The following is a 21,304-nucleotide window of genomic DNA, read 5'->3' as shown; positions in this document are numbered from 1 at the left end:
GTGCCCTCACGAGCTACTGCGCAGCAGCCATTGCCGGAAATCCTCGCCTTGGGTTGCGTTCGCGGCTTGCCAGAAGGCGCGGTTGTCGGCGTCGGTAGCGTAGGCGCGCAGGTCACGGGGCGACATGCCGAGCGCGCGGCGGAACGCGCGCGTAAAGTCGGACGGGCTGTTGAAGCCCAGCCCGTAGGCAATATCGTTCACGGGTAGTTGGGGATAGTGCACCAGGTCCCGCGCGGCAGCGCACAGCCGGCTCCTGCGGATATAGGCTTGCACCCCGCCTTCCGGTTCGAACAAGCGGTAAAGGGTAGCGCGCGAGATTCCCAGTTTTGCGAGCAGCGTGGCAGGTGACAGTTCAGCCTGGCCGGGATTGGCGTCGATCAGGCGGCGGGCGCGCGCCAGCATGGCGCTGCGGGCAGCGGCGCGGGTACTGCCGTCCAGGCCGGCTCCCCGCCGGAAGGCCGCGGCAAGCAGTTCCACGCCGGTGCGCATCGCGTCAGCGGCAGCGTCCGGTGCCATCGTGGGGAGATCGATATTGAGTGCCATGGCGTGGGCGACCGCCAGGCGGCTCAATGGCGTGTTCGTCTCCACGATGCGTCCGTGCGCGGCTTCAGCCCCCATGAAGATTCCATCCATCATCGCGCGCGGCACAAAGAACGACAGCGCGCGCGACGCCGGGCGGCGCATCTCGATAGGCTGTCCGAGGTCGGTCAGCAGGATTCCGCCCTGAGCCGGCTGTGGATTGCCCTGGTTTCCGGAAACGACTCCGGCATTGCCTTCGACGAAAACCTGTATCACGTGGTGCCGTACGGAATCCGTCGAGATCCGGGCGAGACGGCGTTGCAGCGTGACCGCATCACAGCGGCAGTCGGTAAAAGACATAGCCCCCACAAGGTAGCGGTCAATGCCAGCCTGGAAGGGTGCGCGGATGCTTTCGCGCGTGACTTCCAGGTCCATGATGTGCCCGACGCGCTCTCGCCATGCAAGGATCTGGCCCTTGGCGGACTGCAATGCACCGGTACCTACCGCAAAGTGGCTATGCGGCAGGCGTTCGGGTTCGCTTCGGATGCGGCGGACGCCGTGCGATCTGGCTGTGGCGTTTGGCACGATCGGCAGGGGAGGGCGCTCAGGCCGGTACAGGGTGTCAAAACGCCAAGTTTACGCTAATCCCGGGCTGCGACCCTGAACGAACGGCCTTCATGCCTGCGCACTTGCAGTTTCCGTGTTGGGCGGAATGCGGGATTCGCTTGCCATCCCGTCATGGATCGCGCTATCTCGCGCGCGGCTTAGCCGCGCCATGGCGTCGAATGTTACCCCTCTCATGTAGGGAAACGCGATGACAACGAATACTTCCTAAGTGGGGAAAAGAAAGCGCGATTCGCACGCAAAATCCTTCAAGGTCACTTCGTGTCTGGCCCGAACGTGTACAAGCCTCGGCGTTTGGGTAACTCTTACTCCAACAATGCGGCAGAGGCATGGAAAAAGAACAAAAAACGGTCTTTACACGTGAGCAGTTGGACAGGTTCTTCGCGTCTTACGTGGGTATGGACGGAGGAAATCCGGGTGCGGCAGTGTGGTTTTGTGACAGCGCGCCGCATCCGAGGGAAGAGTCCCTGGTCGCGCCGCTGCTCCCGCACATGGGGCCGAGCGCTTGGGATGCCGCTTACCGCGACAAGCACCGCGACCACATGGAGCGCTGGCAGTCGCACAAGAAGATTGCCCGGATCATGGCTGCGGCGCGTGCGCATGTCCTCGGCACGGCAGCAGACGAGCCGGACTGGAAGCATTACTTCGAACATCAGCTGTATGCGCCGGATGGCGCCGAGTTCAAGCTCAGCCTGTTTCCCCTGCCGGCGCATCTGATTGGACAGACGCCGTGGTCAAAGGCGTTTCGCGGCCAGCCGGAACTGGTGCCAAAACAGCGCTACCTGGCGCTTTGCCGCGACGGTGGGCGCTTCGCCTTCATCAATGGCATCCGCCGGTACTGGAGGCCCAAGGTGGTGATCTGCCTTGGCGGGCGGCACTTCGACGACTTCGTGCAGGCCTTTGCGCTTGAGGACGTGAGCGCCACCGACTACATCCTGCAGCCCGCTGACCAGGAAAAGACCCTGCACGTGCTGGAGCACGACGGCACCACGTGGATTGTCTGTCCGGCGCTGGCCGGTGCATCAGGCCTGACGTCGGACGTGCTGCTCGATGCGATGGGGCAGTTCCTTGCTGGCTGGCTGGTGCCAGGGGATTTTCCTGAGCAGGCATTGATGCAGTTGGCGCGAAGGCGGGCGGGATAGCAGCCAGCCAGGGCGGGCCGGCGTGCATCGGTGCTGCCGCTGGCAGGTCCCGAGGATTGTCCGCAAGCGCAGGCTTTCCCCCGCCAAGTAGGGATGACGCCGATGCGAGGATTGTTTATCAAGTGGGCTGGCACGAAATGCAAGTTGCTGCCGCAGGATCCGCGTGCGTAACCCGGCCGGCGTGTCCGCGAAGCGCGGCATGACTCGACGGAGCGGGTGCGCGGCGGTGGACGGTCGCAGGATCGCCAGAGCCATAAACCATAAATCGACGTATCGAAGTATCGAAGTATCGAAGTATCGATCTCAGGAGAGAGAAGCGTGCAAACCAATTCCCGGAATATCTTTACCCTCGGCATGATGGCTGCCGCCGCGGCAGCGCTGGTTGCTTGCGGAGGGGGCGGCTCGGATTCTCCCTCGACGCCTTCCCAGCCTGCCGCCACCGTGAGCGGCAAGGCCGTTGACTTCTACCTGTCGGGCGCGACGGTCACCTTCCTTGATTGCGCAAACAAGACCGTGACGACGAATGCGACCGGTGACTTCACCTTCCCGGCCGGTTGCACCAAGAGCGCCCTCAGTGTGTCCGGTGGCACCGATATCGGTACCAACCAGCCGTTCACCGGCGTGCTGCAGGCACCGGCGGTGGAATACAAGGCAGGCGTGACACCGGTGGTCTCGCCCCTGACCACGCTGGTGGCGCAACTCGGCGCGGACCAGGCCGCGGCACTGGCGACCAAGCTCGGCCTGGCGGGCAAGGACCTGACCACGCTGGATCCGATGCAGGATGCAGCCGTGCTCAAGGCGGCGGTGGTGGTGCAGCAGTTGGTGGACCAGGTCGCCAAGACGCTGACGGGCCTGGCCACGGGCGGCACGCTGAGCGCCGGGGATGCGGCCGCCGCGGCGGCCAAGGCAGTTGCCACGGCGGTGGGCAATGCGTCCGGCACGGCAGACCTCACCAGCACCACGCTGGTGACGAACGTTGTGTCGTCAGCTGTGCAGAACGCCAAGGCCGGCCTGCCGGCAAGCCTGCAGTCGAACATTGCCGCGGTGGCGGCCAACGTGGCTGCGCTGGCCGCTCCGTCGGTGGCGAACCAGGTGTCGGGCGTGAGCACGGCGCTGAATGGCCTGACGCTGGGTAGCAGCCCGGCTGATACGTTGTCGCAGTTGAAGTCGAATGGTTCGCTCAATGCGGTGGTCGACAGCGCCAAGTCGACAACGACCACGTCGCTGGTATCGGCAGTGACGCCGGCCGCGCTGACCGATGCGTCGAACACCACCAAGCTGGGCAACCTCGGCGGCGCCGTGGCAACCGGCAACGCCACCGCGATCCAGCAGGCGGCCTCCGACCTGGGCAGCGCAGTGGACAACACCGCCGTCAACAAGGTGGCGGATGCGGTCAAGCCGACCAACTACATCCAGCTGGCGAACCTCACGATCAACGGCTCGCCGTACCCGATCGCCGATACTGTGTCGGTCACGGGCGGCACGCTGAGCTCGATCAAGGTGGCGGTCACGGAGAACGGTGACGCCTTCGCGGGCGGCGCGTCGCAAGTGCGCGCCGGCCTGAGCTACAACTACGGTGGCAACCAGGTCGACGTCATCATCGAGAACATCACGCTGACCTTCAGCGGTACGCAACTGATCAATGCGGTGGTGCCGGCCAATACGACCTACTCGTTCCGCATCAGCGGCAACCTGTCGGCCGCTGCGAGCCTGACCAACGCCACGGCGGACGGCCTGTACGACAGCGCCAATGGCGGTTCGCTGAACCTGCCGTTCACGGTGTTCCTCGCCAAGCTCAAGAACGCCGGCGCGCTGAGCCAGACCCAGATCGACTCGCTCACGCCGAAGGCGGTCAGCACCTTCCCGGTGACGTTCGCGGTGACGGGCCTGAGCGGCAAGGCGGTGAAACTGGGTACGCTGGTCAACGGTGGCGTGCAGAACGCGAAGCGGCAGTCGGTGCAGACCGCCGTGGCAACGGTGAGCGGCGACGGCATCAAGACTACGGTCACGCTGAACTAGTGTCCGGCGCGTAGTCATATCCTCTGCCTGGTTGGGGAGGGCCTTGCCCGGTCACCTGATGTCCGTCCCGAGGGGCGCTGCAGCGGGTGACCGGCTTCTTTTTGTCTGCGCGAGGCGGGCCCCCGGGGGCCGCCGCGCGCCATGCCTGAGGCCGGCCTTGGTCTCGGAGTCTCTATGCCGTTGTATCGCAAGCGCCGGCTCGCCCAGGCCGGCGCCCTGATGCTGGGATTATCGTGCGCAGGCGCAGCCAGCGCCGCCCCGGACGACGTATTCATGCAGGCCGAGCCCGCTACGGGCGAATTCACCTCGGTGCGTGTCGAGGCCAGCTACGACATGGTCAATCGCACTGTGGACGTCTTCAACCTGCGCCAGAGCCAGGGCAGCGTGCCGGACAATGCCGGCGACTATCGCGGCGGCAAGCTTATGCTGGGCTACAAGTTCTCGCCCCATTGGTCGGGCTCGGCCACCTACTGGCGCCGCGGCATCGACTACGGCCCGGACACCAACCGGATCGACAGCTGGATGCTGGCCATGCACTACGACCCGCTGGCCGAGCCGGGCGCGCGCGATCGGATCATGATGCGCTTTGCGGTGTGGGGCGACCACGCCGGCCAGCTGGACCGCTCGGCGCCGCTGAAGGTGCGCGACACGACGTTCAACAGCATCTCGGTAAAAAACGCCAACGATATCCAGGGCCAGGCAGACGTGATCTTCTCGGGTGAGCTGACTGAGCGCAACCAGCTCACAGGCTTCTTCGGGCTCGGGTTCAGCAGTGTGACCATTGGCGGTATCAATACGAGCCTGCAGCGGGGCAACTGCAATTTCAATGTCGCTATCGGCTCGGACAATATTGCCAACGGCGCGCTCGCCGCACCGTGCCGGGCAGGGGGCGTCAACCTGCAGTCGGCTTCGTTCTCGGTCGACGCCAGCCAGTTCGGGCTCAATGTCAACGACGACTTCAACTACACGGCTGGCTACCTGAACCTGGGCGGCTCATGGCGCTGGAAGTACCAGAGCTTCGCCGCGCGGCTGGGCTACCAGTTCCAGTACCTGCTGCGCAGCAATGTCGACAGCCGCGCACGAACCTATGGCTACTCGCCGATACGCTCCAACCATACGCTGGGCCTGGAACTGTCGTATGCGGTAGTGAAGAACGTGGAAGTGTTCCTGCGCGGCCAGGCGTCGCTGCACAATTTTGTCGGCAGCATCCCGTTCCTCTACAACGCCGCGACCGCTGGCAAGCTGGACCGATACTACGGCTACGGTTCGATCGGCATTCGCTTCTCGGGATTCTGACTTCGGCATTCTGGAGAGCCTCCGGGGGGGCCGCCCTCCTGGGGGCAGCCGGGATACGCCCTTCGGGTTCGAGCGTCTTGATTTCTTAGCCAGGGATGCCTACTTCCCACGACTGCCCTTGTTGCATTTTGGATACATCCAAGGCGCATTCACGGTGGGAATTGTCAGCGGGTACGTGATGAAAGAGATTTTCGTCCGGTGACGCGAGATACACAGAGCTCCGGATGCAGGTGTTTCATGGTGCGCCTGAAGAAGCAAAAGTGAAATCCCCGGCATGTTCCTATGGCTGCGCCAAGTGCCGTTCGTGCTACAGCAGCGCCCCTGGCAATTCTGCAATCCCCTATTTTGGTGAGCCGCCTTTTTCCAGCACCTGGCCTCTGCCATGTAAATTAATCACTTAAATATCGGTTCGGTAGTCAGGGGAATCTGCGGCACGCACTCGGGCAGGTATACGGCGATGCCTCAGCAAGACCGCGCTCGCATGGTTTCATCGCAGAGTTGCGCGGTTGGCCCGCAAAGATTGGGGTGAAGGACAATGTTTTCAGAGCAGTTTGGGGAAATTCTTGCAGCACTGGCCGATTTAACGACGCCCCAGTTTGAAACATTGCAGACCGTGATGGATGGGATGCGCGCCCAGGGTGTCAGCTACCCATCGGTCGAGACCAGTCAGCCTCCGGTCAATCATCACCACGCCAGCAGCACCATCATCCGCACCGCTTTTCTTGAGTGCGATCTGTTGCCGGAAGACATTGTCGAGCATCAGCCGAACGTCGTTTCGGCGAGGCAAGAGGACAGGGCAACGCAGCGCATTGCGATCACGCCGGAAGAATTCGGTCTGACCCAACGCCAGGGCGCAGTGCTGGTCCAGTTGCTGGAGGGATTGCCCAATAAGCTCATCGCTCGAAACCTGGGTTTATCCATCAACACGGTCAAGGAACATGTGTCGGCCATCCTTCTGCGGCTTGATTTGCGCACTCGCTCGCAGGTGATACCGTGGATGGAACGGCTCAGCGAGCAAGATCGGCCGTTCAGGCCAGCGCAGGGTATCCCGGTCACGCCGGAAGAACTCGGCCTGACCCAACGCCAGGGCGCAGTGCTCGCCCAGTTGCTGGAAGGATTGCCCAACAAGCTCATTGCCCGAAACCTGGGCTTGTCCATCAACACCGTCAAGGAACATGTGTCGGCCATCCTTCTGCGGCTTGATTTGCGCACTCGCTCGCAGGTGATATCGCGAATGAAGCAATTCCGTGTGCAGGCTGCTGCTGGCGAATGATCGCTTGACTTTTGGCTCGTAAGATATGTTTTACGACATGTCGGAGCTAGCCATGCGCCATCATTCCCACCCTTTTGGCTTTTCAGGCCACGGCCGTCACCTCTTGATGCGCCTTCTGCCGCACGTCGAGCGCCATTTCACCCACCACGCCATGGGCCGTCACGGCGGGGGATTCTGGGGCGGCGGCCATGACGATGGCCTGGGCTCGGGCGGTCCCGACGGCCCCGGCAGCTTCGACGGCGAAGGCTGGCGCCGTGGCCGCAAGTTCAGCGCCGATGACCTGCAGTTGCTGCTGCTTGCCATGCTCGAGGAGAAGCCGAGCCACGGCTATGAACTGATCAAGGCGATCGAGACGCGCACCAACGGTTTCTACAAGCCCAGCCCCGGCGTGGTCTCAATAACTCGGCTCTGATGCTAGACAGGCAGCCTTGTCGGCAACCACGCCGTTAGCCCGGTGATGGTCACGCTGCGCCAGGTAGGTGCGGAAGTTGGCGCCGACTTCCGGGTGCTTCAATGCAAACTCAACCGTGGCCTTCAGATAGCCCAGCTTGCTGCCGCAGTCGTAGCGCGTGCCCTGATAACGGTAGGCCAGCACCTGCTCCTGGCCGAGCAGCGACTGGATGGCGTCGGTGAGCTGGAACTCGCCTCCGGCACCCGGCTTGAGCTCGCGCAGGTGGTCGAAGATGCGCGGTGTCAGGATATAGCGGCCGACCACGCCGAGATTGGAGGGTGCATCTTTCGGCGCGGGCTTCTCAACGATGCCGGACATCTTGATGACGCCCTCGTCCCATTCGCGTCCGTCGACTACGCCATAGGAGCGGCTCTGCTCCGGCGCGATTTCTTCCACGCCCAGCACCGAGCAGTTGTAGTGGTTGTAGAGGTCGACCATCTGCTTCATCACCGCCGGCTTGCCGTCGATCAGGTCATCGGCCAGCATGATGGCAAAAGGCGCGTCGCCCACCAGCTTGGCGGCGCACAGCACCGCGTGGCCCAGGCCTAGTGCTTCGGGCTGGCGCACGTAGCAGCACTCCACGTTGGCGGGCTTGATCGAGCGCACCACATCCAGCAACGCCTGCTTGTTCTTGGCTTCGAGTTCCACTTCCAGTTCGAATGCCTTGTCGAAATGGTCCTCGATGGCGCGCTTGGAGCGGCCGGTGACAAAGATCATCTCGGTAATGCCGGCGGCCATGGCTTCTTCCACGGCGTACTGGATCAGCGGCTTGTCCACTACCGGAAGCATTTCCTTCGGGCTCGCCTTGGTGGCGGGGAGAAAGCGGGTGCCCATCCCCGCGACTGGGAAGACGGCCTTGGTAACGCGATTGTCCATGTCAGGTGTTTCTTCTAAATGTTTGATAATCCTGCCGGATCCTGCGGAGGGCCGTCTGTTGGCCGCCATCCGACGGAAGCCACGTGCCCGCAATAGTCCAGGCCGGGAGCGGCGGCAGCGGCTGCAATCGCGTGATCGCTCGCCGGACTGAAACGACGAGCCAGTGCTCTTCGAACAAATCGGGTAAGGAGGCGGGGCGCGATAGACCGTCATGGCAGCGTGCCTTACGCACGATGCCAGTATTTTGTTGCTGCCCTGTTGTTGCGGGTACCCTGCATGGTGGGGGACGTCTCCGTCAGAACGGTGTGTGAACTGCATAGCGGCGGCCGGCCGAGCACAGCAGGGCGGCATTCTGTCAAGGGCCAGCCGACGGCCTGCGTTTGCCGAAAGCGCATCTGTGCCGCACCGGTCATCAGTGGCAAGGCGCTCCTTGAGGCGCCATAGCCGAGCTGTCACATCTCAGGCCGCGAGCATCGCGGCGCGAGACAAACGCTGTCGTCCCACCTCGATTAGCCAGGGACGTGCCCTCAAATAGCGCGGGACGTAACAGCTTGTCCATCAACACCGTCAAGGAACATGTGTCGGCCATCCTTCTGCGGCTTGATTCGCGCACTCGCTCGCAGGTGATATCGCGAATGAAGCAATTCCGTGTGCAGACTGCCGCGGGCGGATGATCGCTTGACTTTGGCTCGTACGATATATATCGTAAGATATGTTTTACGACATATCGGAGCTAGCCATGCGCCATCATTCCCACCCTTTTGGCTTCTCAGGCCACGGCCGTCATCTTTTGATGCGCCTGGTGCCGCACATCGATCGCCATTTCGCCCACCACGCCATGGGCCGCCACGGTGGCGGATTCTGGGGCGGTAGCCATGACGATGGCCTGGGCTCGGGCGGTCCCGACGGTCCCGGCAGCTTCGACGGCGAAGGCTGGCGCCGTGGCCGCAAGTTCAGCGCCGATGACCTGCAGTTGCTGCTGCTTGCCATGCTCGAGGAGAAGCCGAGCCACGGTTACGAACTGATCAAGGCGATCGAGACGCGCACCAACGGTTTCTACAAGCCCAGCCCCGGCGTAGTCTATCCGGCCCTGACGTATCTGGAAGAAGTCGGCTACGCCACGGTCGATACGGAAGGCAACAAGAAGCGCTACCAGTTGTCCGGGACCGGCAAGGCCCATCTGGCGGCCAACCGGGAGCGGGTCGAGGTGATGATCGCCAAGCTGCGCCACGTGGCGCGCAAGGTGGAGTGGATGCGGCGCGCCATGAGCGGCGAGCCGCAGCCCGAGCCGGAGCAGGGCGGCTGGCTGCCCGAGCTGATGCAGGCCCGTGCGGCGATCAAGCGTGCGCTTGCGCTGCGCAGCGATGCCGGCGCCGACGAGCAGCGCCGCATCGCGGAGATCCTGCTACGCGCCGCGGCAGAGATCGAAGCGGTCCGCAAGGCTTGATACGTGGCACTGACGCTGGCCGCGGCCATCGGCAACCTGACCCGGCAGGCGCCGGGTTTGAATCTAAGGAATTCCAAGATGAGTGAAAACAACCAGGCATCCGCGCGCGACCTGACTGTGCAGCGCGTGCGCCATGCGCTCAAGATGCGCCTGCTGCAGGTGGTGCGTACCACGCAGGTGTCGCCGCAACTGCTGCGCGTCACGCTGGGCGGCGCGGACTTGCAGGACTTTGTCTCGGCGTCGTTCGACGACCACGTCAAGGTCTTCTTCCCGGTGGATGGCGCCGGCAAGCCGGTACTGCCGCAGGTCGGTCCGGATGGCATCACCTTCCCCGAAGGCCAGCCGCGCCCGGCCGCGCGCGACTACACGCCGCGCCGCTACGATGCGGCGAAGCAGGAGTTGGATATCGAGTTCGTGCTGCACGGCGACGGCCCCGCGTCGACGTGGGCGGCGCAGGCGCAGTCGGGCCAGTACCTGGGCGTGGGCGGGCCGCGCGGCTCGTTCGTGGTGCCCCCGGCGTTCGACTGGCACCTGCTGATCGGCGATGACACCGCGCTGCCGGCAATCGGCCGGCGCCTGGAAGAGCTTGGCGCCGGGTCACATGCCATCGTTGTGGTGGAAGTGGGCGATGCCGCCGCGCAGATCCCGCTGCCGACGTCTGCGCAATGCGATCTCCATTGGCTGCATCGTGGCGATGCGCCGGAAGGCAGCCTGCTGGAAGCCGCGCTGCGCAAGCTCACGCTGCCGCGCGGCGAGGGCTATGTGTGGGCCGCCGGTGAGGCCGCGGCGATGAAGGCGGTGCGCCAGTACCTGGTCACGGAACGCGGTATCGACAAGAAACGCATCCGGGCATCGGCCTACTGGAAGCGCGGTGCGTCGGCGGTGCACGAGACGCTGGACGACTGAAGCAGGCTGTGCGGTGTACGCGGGCGGGGGCATGCCATAAGATGGCGGCATCGCTACCGCCTGGAGAGACGCCGTGCTGCCTGCCATCAAGCCGTTGCGCATCGCCGCTGCCGCCGCCGCATCCGTTGCCATGCTGGCCGGGTGCGCGCCGGATTCCGTGCGCAATATCGAGGCCAGGGGCTTCAATGCCTATCTCGATTCGCTGAAGACCGCATGCCCCAATATGGTCGTCGGCTCCGGCAATATCAGCGACTGGCTGCGCACCAACGGCGGCAACGGTGACGACAACTACGTCTACTGGCTGGACCAGACTTCGCGGCTCTATTACCGGCGTATCTCGGCGGCGCAGTATCGCGACTCGGTCAGCGCGGCGCTTGGCGGCAAGTCCGATGCGCGCGCGCTCGACTGCATCGTGCGGCATCTGCCGGCGGACCGGCCCACGCATCCTCCGGGCGGCAAGCTGCTTTGATCGGCTGCACGTGCCCGTTGTGCAATCGTCGCATCCCCGCTAACATAAGTCCCCGGTGGCCGAGACAACGGCTGCCGACGTCGCTCGGACGGTTCCGGGCGCTTACGTAAAGGACCCCTCATGACTGCCGCTTCTGGCAAGCGCCGCTTCGCGCGCATCGATCGCCTTCCCCCGTACGTTTTCAATATCACCGCCGAGCTGAAGATGGCTGCCCGCCGCCGTGGCGAGGACATCATCGACATGAGCATGGGCAATCCCGATGGCGCCACGCCGGCGCATATCGTGGCCAAGCTCACGGAAGCGGCACAGCGGCCCGATACGCACGGCTACTCGGCCTCCAAGGGCATTCCGCGGCTGCGCCGCGCGATTGCGCACTGGTACCGCGAGCGCTATGACGTCGAGATCGATCCGGACACCGAGGCCATCGTCACCATCGGTTCCAAGGAAGGGCTGGCGCACCTGATGCTGGCCACGCTGGACCGCGGCGACACGGTGCTGGTGCCCGATCCCAGCTACCCCATCCATATCTACGGTGCGGTCATTGCCGGCGCGGATATCCGCTCGGTGCCGCTGGTGCCGGGCATCGACTTCTTTGCCGAGCTGGAGCGCGCCATCCGCGGCAGCTATCCCAAGCCCAAGATGATCGTGCTGGGCTTTCCGTCCAACCCGACCGCGCAATGCGTGGAGCTGGATTTCTTCGAGCGCGTGATTGCGCTGGCGCGCAAGCACGATATCTTCGTGGTACACGACCTGGCCTATGCCGATATCGTCTTCGACGGCTGGAAGGCGCCGTCGATCATGCAGGTGCCGGGCGCCAAGGACATTGCGGTGGAGTTCTTCACGCTGTCCAAGAGCTACAACATGGCGGGCTGGCGCGTGGGCTTCATGGTGGGCAACCCGGACCTGGTGGCGGCGCTGACGCGCATCAAGAGCTATCACGACTACGGCACCTTCACGCCGCTGCAGATCGCGGCCATTGCCGCGCTGGAAGGCGACCAGCAATGCGTGAGCGAGATCGCCGCGCAGTACCAGTCGCGCCGCGATGTGCTGGCGCGCGGCTTGATCGAGGCCGGGTGGCCGGTCGAGATCCCGAAGGCGTCGATGTATATCTGGGCGCGGATTCCCGAGCCGTACCGTGCGCTGGGCTCGCTGGAGTTCTCCAAGCAGCTGCTGGCCAAGGCCAAGGTATCGGTCTCGCCGGGCATCGGGTTTGGCGACTATGGCGATGAGTACGTGCGCTTTGCCCTGATCGAAAACGAATCGCGCATCCGGCAGGCGGTGCGCGGCATCAAGGCGATGTTCCGCGCGGACGGGCTGGTCAAGCCGGCGTCGGCGGCACCGGCGTGAACGCGCGCTGCGCTCAGTAGCGGCGCAGCGCCTTAAGGTCGAGCACGTGCGCAACGCCGTGCTCGACCACCAGCAAGCCCTTATCCTCCAACACCCTGAGGCACAGGACGGCGCATGCGCTCAGCCGTGCGGCGCCAGAGGCAGCGGCTGTTCTCCCGGCGCCCACCACGGCCGGAACAGCGCCTGCACAGCGGCGTCATCCACGGCGTCATAGCTGGTGATGCGCCAGTGCGGCGTGTTGTCCTTGTCGACGATCAGCGCGCGCACGCCTTCGATGAAATCCCCTTGCGAGAACGTATTGACCACCACCGCCAGCTCCATGCGGAAGCAATCGGCCAGGTCCATGCGTCGGCCGCGCAGCAGCAGTTCACGGGTGGCGCAGGCGGACAGCGGTGAGCGGGTGCGCAGGACTTCGATGGTGCGGGTGGCCCACGCGGTATAGGCCGGGTCGTCCTGGCAGGCCAGTCCGGCCAGGATTTCGGGCAGCGCAGCGTGCGCCGGGAAATGCTGCAGCAGTGCCGGCAGCACCTGCAGCAGGGGCGCGTCGGCGGCGCTGGTCACGTGCTCGCGCACCAACGCGTTGCGCAGGTCAGCAAGCGTGTCGTGGCCCCAGGCGATGCCGGCGAGCGTCTGCTCAAGTCCGGCCAGCGTGGCGCTGTCCACTGCCGCATCGGCCAGTCCGCACAGCAGCGCATCGGCCGCGCCGATGGTGACGCCGGTCAGCCCCAGGTACAGGGCCAGCTGCACCGGCAGCTTCGACAGGAAATGGCTGGCGCCCACGTCCGGCACCAGGCCGATGCCGGTTTCCGGCATGGCCACGCGCGAGCGTTCGGTGACGATGCGCAGGTGCGCGGCCTGCGCCAGCCCCATGCCGCCGCCCATGACGATGCCGTCCATCAGCGCCACCAGCGGTTTCGGAAAGCGGTGCAGGCGGTAGTCCAGCGTGTATTCGTCGATGAAGAACTGCCGGTGCAGCGGGGTGCCGTCGCGGTAGCTGTCGGTCAGCGCGCGGATATCGCCGCCGGCGCAGAAGGCCTTGGGGCCGGCGCCGCGCAGCACCACCGCGCGGATGGTATCGTCCTGCGCCCAGGCTTCCATCTGCGCACCCAGCGCGACGATCATCGGGTACGACAGCGCGTTGAGCTGGCGCGGCCGGTTCAGCGTGGCAATGCCGACGCCGTTGACCACCTGGAACAGCACCTCCGGCTCGGCGGCATCCAGGTTGGCCGCCTTGGTCTCTTCAGTCAGGCGCATGGCGGGTTCCTAGGCGTTGCGCCATTGCGGCGCGCGTTTCTCGAGGAAGGCGTTGACGCCTTCGCGCTGGTCGGCATCGTCGAACAGGTCGACAAAGCGCTCGCGTTCCAGCGCCAGCGCGGCCTGGCGCGGCACGCCCTGGCGTGCCAGATGGACCAGCCGCTTGCTGTGCGCGGCGGCCCGGGGGCTGACGTTGCACGCGCGCTCGGCCATCGCCAGCGCGGTGGCGAAAGCCTGGCCGCGCGGCACGACTTCCTCGACCAGGCCGATGCGCAGCGCGGTGGCGGCATCCACGCGCTCGTTGGTCAGGATCATGCGCTTGGCCCATCCTTCGCCTACCAGCCACGGCAGCGTCTGCGTGCCGCAGCCGCACGGCAGCAGGCCCACGGCGGCTTCGGGCAGGGCCATCTGCGCCTGTTCCTCGGCGATGCGGATATCGCAGGCCAGCGCGCATTCCAGCCCGCCGCCCATGGCATAGCCGTTGATCGCGGCAATCACCACCGGCCGCGCGTTCTGCAGGGCTTCAAAGGCGGTGCCGAACTGCTGTGCCATCACGCGGGCATGGGCACGGTCGCCCTCGGCAAAGCCGTTCAGGTCGGCGCCGGCGCTGAAGAACTTCTCGCCGGCACCGGTGACCACCACGGCGCGCACCTCGGGGTTGGCGTCGATTTTTGCCACCAGCTCGCGCAACTGCTGCAGGCCTTCGGCGGTGAAGGCGTTGGCCGGCGGACGGCTCAGCGTCAGCGTGGCGACGTGGCCTTGCAGGGCAAACTCGATCATTGCTTGCCCTCCTTGTCGGCGGCGGACAGGTACTGGCGGATCACGCCGGAGAAGTCGAGCTGGCCGTCGCCGGCATGGCTCACGGCCTGGTAGACCTGCTGCGCCAGCGCGCCCAGGAACAGCGGCTGCTTCACGCTGCGCGCGGCGTCATTGGCCAGGCCCAGGTCCTTTAGCATCAGGTCGGCGCCAAAGCCGCCGCTGTAGCCGCGCCCGGCCGGCGCGGTCTCGATCACGCCGGGCCAGGGGTTGCAGGTGTCCGAGGCCCAGCAGCGGCCGGTGGAGGTATTGACGATGCCAGCCAGCACGTTGGCATCGATGCCGAGCTTGACGCCCAGCGCCATCGCCTCGGACACGCCGATCATCGAGATGCCCAGGATCAGGTTATTGCAGATCTTGGCGACCTGGCCGGTGCCGGTGCCGCCGCAATGGACCAGGTTGCGGCCCATGCCGGCCAGCACCGGGCGCACCTGGGCAAACAGCGCTTCGGTGGCGCCGACCATGAAGGTCAGCGTGCCGGCCTGCGCGCCAACGGTGCCGCCGGAGACTGGGGCATCGGCCAGCGCATTGCCGTGCGCCTCGGCGGCAGCGGCCAGTTCGCGCACGGTGGCGGGGTCGATCGTGCTGGAGTCCACCAGCGGCACGCCCGCGCGCACGCCGGCCAGCACGCCGTCCGGGCCCAGGTAGGCGCTGCGTACATGGGCGGCTGCCGGCAGCATGGTGATGACGAAGTCCGCTTCGGCCACCGCCTTGCGGGCGGAGTCGGCCGACGCTGCGCCTTCGGCGCACAGCGAAGCCACTGCCGCGGCGTTGAGATCGAATACGGTCAGCGTGTGGCCGGCCTTGAGCAGGTTGCGCGCCATGGGCGCGCCCATGTTGCCCAGGCCGATGAAGGCGATATGCATGGGGTCTCCTTCTGTGTCGTTCTTGAATGCCGCGTGCTTATTTCAAACTGATGGTGGTATTCACCCCATCATTGACCGTGGCGTCATCAAACCACCGCGCCGTCACCGTCTTGGTCTGCGTGTAGAACTGCACCACCTGCTTGCCGTACGGCCCCAGGTCGCCCAGCTTGGAGCCGCGCGAGCCGGTGAAGCTGAAGTAGGGCACCGGCACCGGGATGGGGATGTTGATGCCGACCTGGCCCACGTCGATCTCGCTCTGGAACTTGCGTGCGGCCGCGCCGCTCTGCGTGAACACGCCGGTGCCGTTGCCGAACGGGTTGCGGTTGACCAGGGCGATGGCGTCGTCCAGCGTATCGACGCCGATTACCACCAGCACCGGTCCGAAGATCTCTTCGGTGTAGATCGACATATCGGTCCGCACATCGGTAAAGATGGTCGGGCCAATGAAGTTGCCCTGCGGGTAGCCTGGCACCTGCGCGCCGCGGCCATCGAGCACCAGCGTTGCACCTTCGCGCTCGCCGGCGGCGATCAGGCCGAGGATCCGTTCCTTTGCCGCCACCGATACCACGGGGCCGACATCGGTGCCCGCCTCGGCGCCGGCGCCGACTTTCAGGGTCCTGGCGCGTTCGACCAGGTCGGGCACCCAGTCGCGTGCCGCCCCCACCAGCACGACCACCGAGGTGGCCATGCAACGCTGGCCGGCCGCGCCGAAGCTTGCGCCCGCCAGGGCGTTCAGTGTCTGTTCCTTGTGCGCATCCGGCAGCACCACCGCATGGTTCTTGGCGCCCATCATCGACTGCACGCGCTTGCCGTGCGCGCCGGCCAGGTTGTAGACGTGGGTGCCGACGGCGGTCGAGCCCACGAACGACACGGCCTTGATGTCCGGGTGCGTGCACAGCGCGTCGACCACGTCCTTGGCGCCGTGCACCACGTTCAGCACGCCCGGCGGCACGCCGGCTTCCAGTGCCAGCTTGACCAGTTCCATGGTGGACAGCGGGTCCTGCTCCGAAGGCTTGAGCACGAAGGTATTGCCGCACACGATCGCCATCGGGAACATCCACAGCGGGATCATCGCCGGGAAGTTGAACGGCGTGATGCCGGCGCAGACGCCGATCGGCTGCTGCAGCGTGTAGGTGTCGACGGTGGCGGCCACGTTCTCGGCAAAGCCGCCTTGCTGCAGGGTGCCGATCGAGCAAGCGTGCTCAACCACCTCCAGCCCGCGGAAGATATCGCCCTCGGCATCGGCCAGGGTCTTGCCTTGTTCGGCGGTCAGGATGGCGGCGATTCGCTTGCTGTGCTCGCGGATCAGCGCCTGGAAGCGCAGCATGACGCGCAGCCGTGCGCCGATGGGCGTGTGGCGCCACGTGGCAAAGGCGCGGTGCGCGGCACCGACCGCGGCGGCGACTTCGCTGGCGGTGGCCAGCGGCACGCGGGCCAGCACTTCCTGCGTGGCGGGATTGACAACGTTGCGGAATTCGGTGGCGGACGAATCCACCCATTCGCCGTTGATCAGCAGCGGCACGGTCGGCACAGCAAGGTCGGTCTTGGGCACGGCAGTCATGGTTGTCTCCGGAGGGTCTGGTTCTGTTGGCAAGGGAAGGTGGGACTAAAGGCTGCGCGCGATCAGCATGCGCTGGATCTCGCTGGTGCCTTCGTAGATCTGGGTGATGCGGGCGTCGCGGTAGTGGCGCTCGACCGGGTAGTCTTCCAGGTAGCCGTAGCCGCCGTGGATCTGCAGCGCCTTGGAGCACACGCGCTCGGCCAGTTCGGATGCATACAGCTTGGCCTGCGAGGCTTCGGACAGGCACGGCACGCCTTCGCTGCGCATGCGGGCGGCGCGATGCACCAGCAGGCGCGCGGCATTCAGTTCGGTGGCCATGTCGGCCAGCATGTTGGCAATGGGCGGATGCTCGCGCAGCGCGCGGCCAAACTGTATGCGTTCCGATGCGTAGCGGCACGCGGCTTCGAAGGCCGAGCGCGCGATCCCGATTGCCTGCGCGGCAATGCCGATGCGCCCGCCTTCCAGGTTGGACAGCGCGATGCGCAGCCCTTCGCCGGGCTCGCCGAGCAGCGCGTCGTGCGGTACGGTGCAGTCTTCCAGGGTAATCGCGCAGGTGTCCGAGGCGCGGATGCCAAGCTTCTTTTCCGGGGCGTGGACGATAAAGCCCGGCGTGCTGGTGGGGACCAGGAAGGCGGAGATACCCTTCTTGCCGCGTTCGGGCTCGGTCGAGGCAAATACCACCGCGACGCTGGCGCGCTGGCCGTTGGTGACAAACTGCTTGCTGCCGTTGAGTACCCAGCTGTTGTCGGTGAAGCGGGCGCGCGTGCGCAGGTTGTGCGCCTCGGAGCCAGCCTGCGGCTCGGTCAGGCAGAACGCGCCGATCATCTCGCCGCTGGCCAGCTGTGCCAGGTATTGTTCTTTCTGCGCATCGGTGCCGTAGTGCAGGATCGGTCCGCAGCCGACCGAGTTATGCACGCTCATCATGGTGGCGCAGGCGGCGCAGCCGGCGGCGATCTCTTCGATCGCCAGCGCATAGGCGACGTAGTCGGTATAGGTGCCGCCCCATTCCTCGGGCACGATCATGCCCAACAGGCCCAGCGCGCCCATTTCGGCGACCACCTCGTCGGGCAGGCGGCCGTCGCGGTCCCATTGCGCGGCGCCGACGGCCAGCCGTTCGGTGGCAAAGGCGCGCGCGCTGTCGCGGATCAGGGTTTGCTCTTCGGTGTAGTCGCTGTGCATGGCAGATTGGGGTGGGGCGTTTGGAGCCGCGCGGCAAGTCAGGCAGAATGCGCGCTCGGCGTTTGACCTGTGGGCAGTGTAGGAACGCCGGGGGCGGGCTCCTATGCCAAAATCCGCCAATCTTCGTGAACTCGTTTGCCACCCGCCAGCGCCATGGAAAAAGGCAGTGTCGCCATCTGTTTCGTCCACCACGCCATTGGGGGGCTGCGCGCGCGCGGGATCGACCCCGATCCGGTGCTGCGCAGCGCCGGCATTGCACCGGCGCTGCTGGCGGTGCCGCAGGCGCGCGTCTCGTCGGCCAGCTACAGCGAGCTGTGGCTGGCGGTGGCGGCGGCGCTGGACGATGAATTCTTCGGCCAGGACTCGCGCAGCATGAAGTGCGGCAGCTTTGCCATGCTGTGCCATGCGGTGGCCGGCAGCCGCACGCTTGCGCAGGGACTGGAGCGGATCACGCGGTACTTCCGGCTGCTGCTGGACGATATCGGCGTGCGGCTCGAACGCCACGGCGACGAGGCTGCGCTGGTGCTGAGCGCGCCCTGCGCGCACCTGGGGCGGCAGCCGGGCGTGTTTGCCAAGGAAACCATGCTGATCATGCTGCATGGCCTGATGAGCTGGCTGCTGCGGCGGCGCGTGCCGGTGCGGCTGGCGGCTTTCGACTATGACGAACCGCCGTACAGCGCTGAGTACCGCGTCATGTATTCGCGCCAGCTGGCGTTCGCGCAGCCGGCGACGGCGCTGGTGTTCGATGCCGCGCTGCTGGAGCAGCCGGTGCGCCAGGACGAGCGCAGCCTGAAGGCTTTCCTGCGCGATGCGCCGCACAACGTGGTGGTCAAGTACTCCGACCGCGCCAGCGTGGGCGCGCGCGTGCGCCGGGTGCTGCGCAACCAGCGTCCGGATCAATGGCCCACCTTTGAAGATCTGGCCGTCAGCCTGAACCTGTCGGCATCATCGCTGCGGCGCCGGCTGATGGAAGAGGGCGTCAGCTACCAGGACCTGAAGGACGCGCTGCGGCGCGACCTGGCGATCGAGGCGCTGAGCCATTCCGGGCGCGCGGTCGCGGATATCGCGGCCGAGCTCGGCTTTGCCGAGCCGGGCGCGTTCCACCGGGCGTTCCGGCGCTGGACCGGATCGCGCCCGGGGGCTTACCGCCGCTTGGCCGAGGGTTGAGGCCGCGCGACTACAGCTGCGCGGCGTGGTGGCGGATGTGGTCGGCGATAAAGCTGGTGATGAAGTAATAGCCGTGGTCGTAGCCGCTGTGGCGGCGCAGCGTCAGCGGCTGGCCGACGGCCTGGCAGGCCGCGGCGAATGCCTCCGGATGCAGCTGGTTTGGCAGGAACTGGTCGTCCAGGCCCTGGTCGACCAGGATGCCGGCCGGGAACGGCGCCTGCTGCTGGCGTGCCATCAGCTCGCTGGCGTCGTGCGCGGCCCAGGCGGCGCGGTCGCTGCCCAGGTAGCCGGTGAAGGCTTTTTCTCCCCACGGGCAGCGCGAGGGCGCGGCGATCGGCGCAAACGCCGACACCGAGCGGAAGCGCCGCGGATGGCGCTGCGCCAGCACCAGTGCCCCGTGCCCGCCCATCGAATGCCCGAAGATGCCGACACGGCTGGCATCGCCAGGCAGCGCGGTGGTGACCAGCCCGAACAGTTCGTCCGCGACGTAGCTTTCCATGCGCCAGTGCTGGTTCCATGGCGCCTCGGTGGCATCGACATAGAACCCGGCGCCCACGCCAAAGTCCCAGGCATCGGCCTCGCCCGGCAGGCCCGCGTTGCGCGGACTGGTGTCCGGCGCCACCAGCATCAGGCCGTGTTCGGCGGCAAAGCGCTGCGCGCCGGCCTTGATCATGAAGGTCTCCTCGGTGCAGGTCAGGCCGGCCAGGTAAAACAGCACCGGCACCTTGCCGCCCGCCTGCGCCTGCGGCGGCAGGTAGACCGAGAATCGCATCGGCAGCCCGATCGCCGCCGAGTCATGGCGATAGAAGCGCTGCACGCCGCCGTGGCAGCCGTGTTGCGAGATCAGTTCCATGTCGGCGCCGTCCTCAGTACAGCACCACGGAGCGGATCGACTCCCCGCGCTTCATCAGGTCGAAGCCTTCGTTGATGCGCTCCAGCGGCAGCGTATGCGTGATCAGGTCGTCGATATTGAGCTTGCCTTCCATGTACCAGTCGACGATCTTCGGCACGTCAGTGCGGCCGCGCGCGCCGCCGAAGGCCGAGCCCTTCCACTCGCGCCCCGTCACCAGCTGGAACGGGCGGGTCGAGATCTCCGCCCCGGCCTCGGCCACGCCGATGATGATCGACTTGCCCCAGCCCTTGTGGCAGCACTCCAGCGCCTGGCGCATGACCTGCGTGTTGCCGATGCATTCGAACGAATAGTCGGCGCCGCCATCGGTCAGCTGGATGATATGGTCGACCACGTTGTCCACGTCCTTCGGGTTGACGAAATGCGTCATGCCGAACTTGCGCGCCATTGCCTCGCGCCCCGGGTTCAGGTCCACGCCGATGATCTTGTCGGCGCCGACCATTTTCGCTGCCTGGATCACGTTCAGGCCGATGCCGCCCAGGCCGAACACGACCACGTTGGCGCCGGCTTCGACCTTGGCGGTGAACAGCACCGCGCCCACGCCGGTGGTGACGCCGCAGCCGATGTAGCAGACCTTGTCGAACGGCGCATCCGGGCGGATTTTGGCCAGCGCGATCTCTGGCACCACGATGTGGTTGGCGAAGGTGGAAGTGCCCATGTAATGGAAGATCGGCTTGCCGTCGATCGAGAAGCGCGAGGTGCCGTCCGGCATCAGGCCCTTGCCCTGGGTGGCGCGGATCGCCTGGCACAGGTTGGTCTTGCGCGACAGGCAGAACTTGCACTGGCGGCATTCCGGCGTGTACAGGGGGATCACGTGGTCGCCCGGCTTGAGCGACGTCACGCCCGGGCCGACATCGGTGACGATGCCCGCGCCCTCATGGCCCAGGATCGCCGGGAAGATGCCTTCCGGGTCGGCGCCGGACAAGGTGTAGTAGTCGGTATGGCAGATGCCGGTGGCTTTCACTTCCACCAGCACTTCGCCGGCGCGCGGGCCGTCCAGGTCCACGTCTTCAATGGTCAGCGGGGCACCGGCTTTCCAGGCGATGGCGGCTTTGGTTTTCATGGGGGAGTCCTCCGGGATCAGGAATGTGGGGGGATTGCGGGCTGCGCGACGAAGGCCGGCGCAGCGCATGAGAGCAAGCCAGGTCCGAGGGCATGACTATACGATCTTCCTGCGGCAGG

At 65.8% G+C, this 21,304-nt stretch carries 18 protein-coding genes and 1 pseudogene; 10 read left to right on the top strand and 9 right to left on the bottom strand.

Annotated elements, in window-relative coordinates; translation table 11 throughout:
* Positions 1–6: 6 nt before the first annotated feature.
* A complete protein-coding gene (locus ACZ5MJ_RS19635) occupies positions 7–954 on the bottom strand; it encodes a helix-turn-helix domain-containing protein (protein ID WP_464225280.1) in 948 nt (315 codons plus the stop codon).
* A 518-nt stretch (positions 955–1,472) separates the two neighbouring features.
* On the opposite strand from ACZ5MJ_RS19635, the gene ACZ5MJ_RS19630 reads away from it, so the two are divergent.
* The 5 genes and pseudogenes from ACZ5MJ_RS19630 to ACZ5MJ_RS19610 all read left to right on the top strand — a co-directional run.
* Positions 1,473–2,285 carry a transcriptional regulator gene (locus ACZ5MJ_RS19630; protein WP_464225279.1) on the top strand — a complete coding sequence of 271 codons (813 nt, stop codon included), beginning with the start codon at positions 1,473–1,475 and terminating at the stop codon, positions 2,283–2,285.
* Between the two features lie 318 nt (positions 2,286–2,603).
* Positions 2,604–4,304, top strand: coding sequence for a hypothetical protein (locus tag ACZ5MJ_RS19625; protein ID WP_464225278.1), 1,701 nt, complete (start codon positions 2,604–2,606; stop codon positions 4,302–4,304).
* Between the two features lie 174 nt (positions 4,305–4,478).
* Positions 4,479–5,600 carry a hypothetical protein gene (locus ACZ5MJ_RS19620; RefSeq protein WP_464225277.1) on the top strand — a complete coding sequence of 374 codons (1,122 nt, stop codon included), beginning with the start codon at positions 4,479–4,481 and terminating at the stop codon, positions 5,598–5,600.
* A 535-nt stretch (positions 5,601–6,135) separates the two neighbouring features.
* On the top strand, positions 6,136–6,873 hold the full coding sequence (locus ACZ5MJ_RS19615; protein ID WP_464225276.1) for a LuxR C-terminal-related transcriptional regulator: 738 nt from the start codon (positions 6,136–6,138) through the stop codon (positions 6,871–6,873).
* Positions 6,874–6,925: 52 nt separating this feature from the next.
* A pseudogene (locus ACZ5MJ_RS19610) lies at positions 6,926–7,267 on the top strand (PadR family transcriptional regulator); the annotation flags it as partial.
* Here the strand turns inward: ACZ5MJ_RS19610 and galU are convergent.
* Positions 7,268–8,200 carry a UTP--glucose-1-phosphate uridylyltransferase GalU gene (gene galU / locus ACZ5MJ_RS19605; protein WP_464225275.1) on the bottom strand — a complete coding sequence of 311 codons (933 nt, stop codon included), beginning with the start codon at positions 8,198–8,200 and terminating at the stop codon, positions 7,268–7,270.
* 739 nt (positions 8,201–8,939) lie between these two features.
* On the opposite strand from galU, the gene ACZ5MJ_RS19600 reads away from it, so the two are divergent.
* The 4 genes from ACZ5MJ_RS19600 (at position 8,940) to alaC (ending at position 12,369) form a co-directional block, all read left to right on the top strand.
* Positions 8,940–9,647, top strand: coding sequence for a PadR family transcriptional regulator (locus ACZ5MJ_RS19600; RefSeq protein ID WP_464225274.1), 708 nt, complete (start codon positions 8,940–8,942; stop codon positions 9,645–9,647).
* A 78-nt stretch (positions 9,648–9,725) separates the two neighbouring features.
* Positions 9,726–10,553, top strand: coding sequence for a siderophore-interacting protein (locus ACZ5MJ_RS19595; protein WP_464225273.1), 828 nt, complete (start codon positions 9,726–9,728; stop codon positions 10,551–10,553).
* Positions 10,554–10,626: 73 nt separating this feature from the next.
* Positions 10,627–11,022: a hypothetical protein gene (locus tag ACZ5MJ_RS19590; RefSeq protein WP_464225272.1), complete on the top strand. Its 396-nt coding sequence runs from the start codon at positions 10,627–10,629 to the stop codon at positions 11,020–11,022.
* Between the two features lie 120 nt (positions 11,023–11,142).
* A complete protein-coding gene (gene alaC, locus ACZ5MJ_RS19585) occupies positions 11,143–12,369 on the top strand; it encodes an alanine transaminase (RefSeq protein WP_464225271.1) in 1,227 nt (408 codons plus the stop codon).
* Between the two features lie 120 nt (positions 12,370–12,489).
* Here the strand turns inward: alaC and ACZ5MJ_RS19580 are convergent, their stop codons facing one another.
* From ACZ5MJ_RS19580 to ACZ5MJ_RS19560, 5 genes are read right to left on the bottom strand one after another with little or no spacing between them, the layout of a single operon-like run.
* On the bottom strand, positions 12,490–13,623 hold the full coding sequence (locus tag ACZ5MJ_RS19580) for an enoyl-CoA hydratase/isomerase family protein (protein ID WP_464225270.1): 1,134 nt from the start codon (positions 13,621–13,623) through the stop codon (positions 12,490–12,492).
* A gap of 9 nt (positions 13,624–13,632) precedes the next feature.
* Positions 13,633–14,403: an enoyl-CoA hydratase gene (locus tag ACZ5MJ_RS19575; protein WP_464225269.1), complete on the bottom strand. Its 771-nt coding sequence runs from the start codon at positions 14,401–14,403 to the stop codon at positions 13,633–13,635.
* Positions 14,400–15,305, bottom strand: coding sequence for a 3-hydroxyisobutyrate dehydrogenase (mmsB, locus tag ACZ5MJ_RS19570; protein ID WP_464225268.1), 906 nt, complete (start codon positions 15,303–15,305; stop codon positions 14,400–14,402). The genes ACZ5MJ_RS19575 and mmsB overlap by 4 nt, the downstream gene beginning before the upstream one ends.
* 37 nt (positions 15,306–15,342) lie before the next feature.
* Positions 15,343–16,866: a CoA-acylating methylmalonate-semialdehyde dehydrogenase gene (locus ACZ5MJ_RS19565; RefSeq protein WP_464225266.1), complete on the bottom strand. Its 1,524-nt coding sequence runs from the start codon at positions 16,864–16,866 to the stop codon at positions 15,343–15,345.
* Positions 16,867–16,911: 45 nt separating this feature from the next.
* Complete coding sequence (locus ACZ5MJ_RS19560) at positions 16,912–18,045, bottom strand: acyl-CoA dehydrogenase family protein (protein ID WP_464225265.1); 1,134 nt, start codon at positions 18,043–18,045, stop codon at positions 16,912–16,914.
* A 153-nt stretch (positions 18,046–18,198) separates the two neighbouring features.
* Between ACZ5MJ_RS19560 and ACZ5MJ_RS19555 the strand changes: the two genes are divergently transcribed.
* Positions 18,199–19,212: an AraC family transcriptional regulator gene (locus ACZ5MJ_RS19555; RefSeq protein WP_464225264.1), complete on the top strand. Its 1,014-nt coding sequence runs from the start codon at positions 18,199–18,201 to the stop codon at positions 19,210–19,212.
* Between the two features lie 10 nt (positions 19,213–19,222).
* Here the strand turns inward: ACZ5MJ_RS19555 and fghA are convergent, their stop codons facing one another.
* Positions 19,223–20,065 carry an S-formylglutathione hydrolase gene (gene fghA, locus ACZ5MJ_RS19550; RefSeq protein ID WP_464225263.1) on the bottom strand — a complete coding sequence of 281 codons (843 nt, stop codon included), beginning with the start codon at positions 20,063–20,065 and terminating at the stop codon, positions 19,223–19,225.
* Positions 20,066–20,078: 13 nt separating this feature from the next.
* Positions 20,079–21,185, bottom strand: a complete 1,107-nt coding sequence (locus tag ACZ5MJ_RS19545; RefSeq protein ID WP_432260492.1) for an S-(hydroxymethyl)glutathione dehydrogenase/class III alcohol dehydrogenase — start codon at positions 21,183–21,185, stop codon at positions 20,079–20,081.
* Positions 21,186–21,304 lie beyond the last annotated feature (119 nt).

Source organism: Cupriavidus sp. LA-1, assembly GCF_055385985.1.
The sequence above is the reverse complement of the archived record's forward strand: the minus strand, read 5'-3'. Positions and strand labels throughout refer to the sequence as shown.

Coding starts and splice junctions, on each gene's coding strand:
- ACZ5MJ_RS19595 (WP_464225273.1), top strand. CDS start 9,726: ATGAGTGAAAACAACCAGGCATCCGCGCGCGACCTGACTGTGCAGCGC.
- galU (WP_464225275.1), bottom strand. CDS start 8,200: ATGGACAATCGCGTTACCAAGGCCGTCTTCCCAGTCGCGGGGATGGGC.
- fghA (WP_464225263.1), bottom strand. CDS start 20,065: ATGGAACTGATCTCGCAACACGGCTGCCACGGCGGCGTGCAGCGCTTC.
- mmsB (WP_464225268.1), bottom strand. CDS start 15,305: ATGCATATCGCCTTCATCGGCCTGGGCAACATGGGCGCGCCCATGGCG.
- ACZ5MJ_RS19545 (WP_432260492.1), bottom strand. CDS start 21,185: ATGAAAACCAAAGCCGCCATCGCCTGGAAAGCCGGTGCCCCGCTGACC.
- ACZ5MJ_RS19635 (WP_464225280.1), bottom strand. CDS start 954: ATGGACCTGGAAGTCACGCGCGAAAGCATCCGCGCACCCTTCCAGGCT.
- ACZ5MJ_RS19555 (WP_464225264.1), top strand. CDS start 18,199: ATGGAAAAAGGCAGTGTCGCCATCTGTTTCGTCCACCACGCCATTGGG.
- ACZ5MJ_RS19580 (WP_464225270.1), bottom strand. CDS start 13,623: ATGCGCCTGACTGAAGAGACCAAGGCGGCCAACCTGGATGCCGCCGAG.
- alaC (WP_464225271.1), top strand. CDS start 11,143: ATGACTGCCGCTTCTGGCAAGCGCCGCTTCGCGCGCATCGATCGCCTT.
- ACZ5MJ_RS19565 (WP_464225266.1), bottom strand. CDS start 16,866: ATGACTGCCGTGCCCAAGACCGACCTTGCTGTGCCGACCGTGCCGCTG.
- ACZ5MJ_RS19575 (WP_464225269.1), bottom strand. CDS start 14,403: ATGATCGAGTTTGCCCTGCAAGGCCACGTCGCCACGCTGACGCTGAGC.
- ACZ5MJ_RS19620 (WP_464225277.1), top strand. CDS start 4,479: ATGCCGTTGTATCGCAAGCGCCGGCTCGCCCAGGCCGGCGCCCTGATG.
- ACZ5MJ_RS19630 (WP_464225279.1), top strand. CDS start 1,473: ATGGAAAAAGAACAAAAAACGGTCTTTACACGTGAGCAGTTGGACAGG.
- ACZ5MJ_RS19615 (WP_464225276.1), top strand. CDS start 6,136: ATGTTTTCAGAGCAGTTTGGGGAAATTCTTGCAGCACTGGCCGATTTA.
- ACZ5MJ_RS19600 (WP_464225274.1), top strand. CDS start 8,940: ATGCGCCATCATTCCCACCCTTTTGGCTTCTCAGGCCACGGCCGTCAT.
- ACZ5MJ_RS19560 (WP_464225265.1), bottom strand. CDS start 18,045: ATGCACAGCGACTACACCGAAGAGCAAACCCTGATCCGCGACAGCGCG.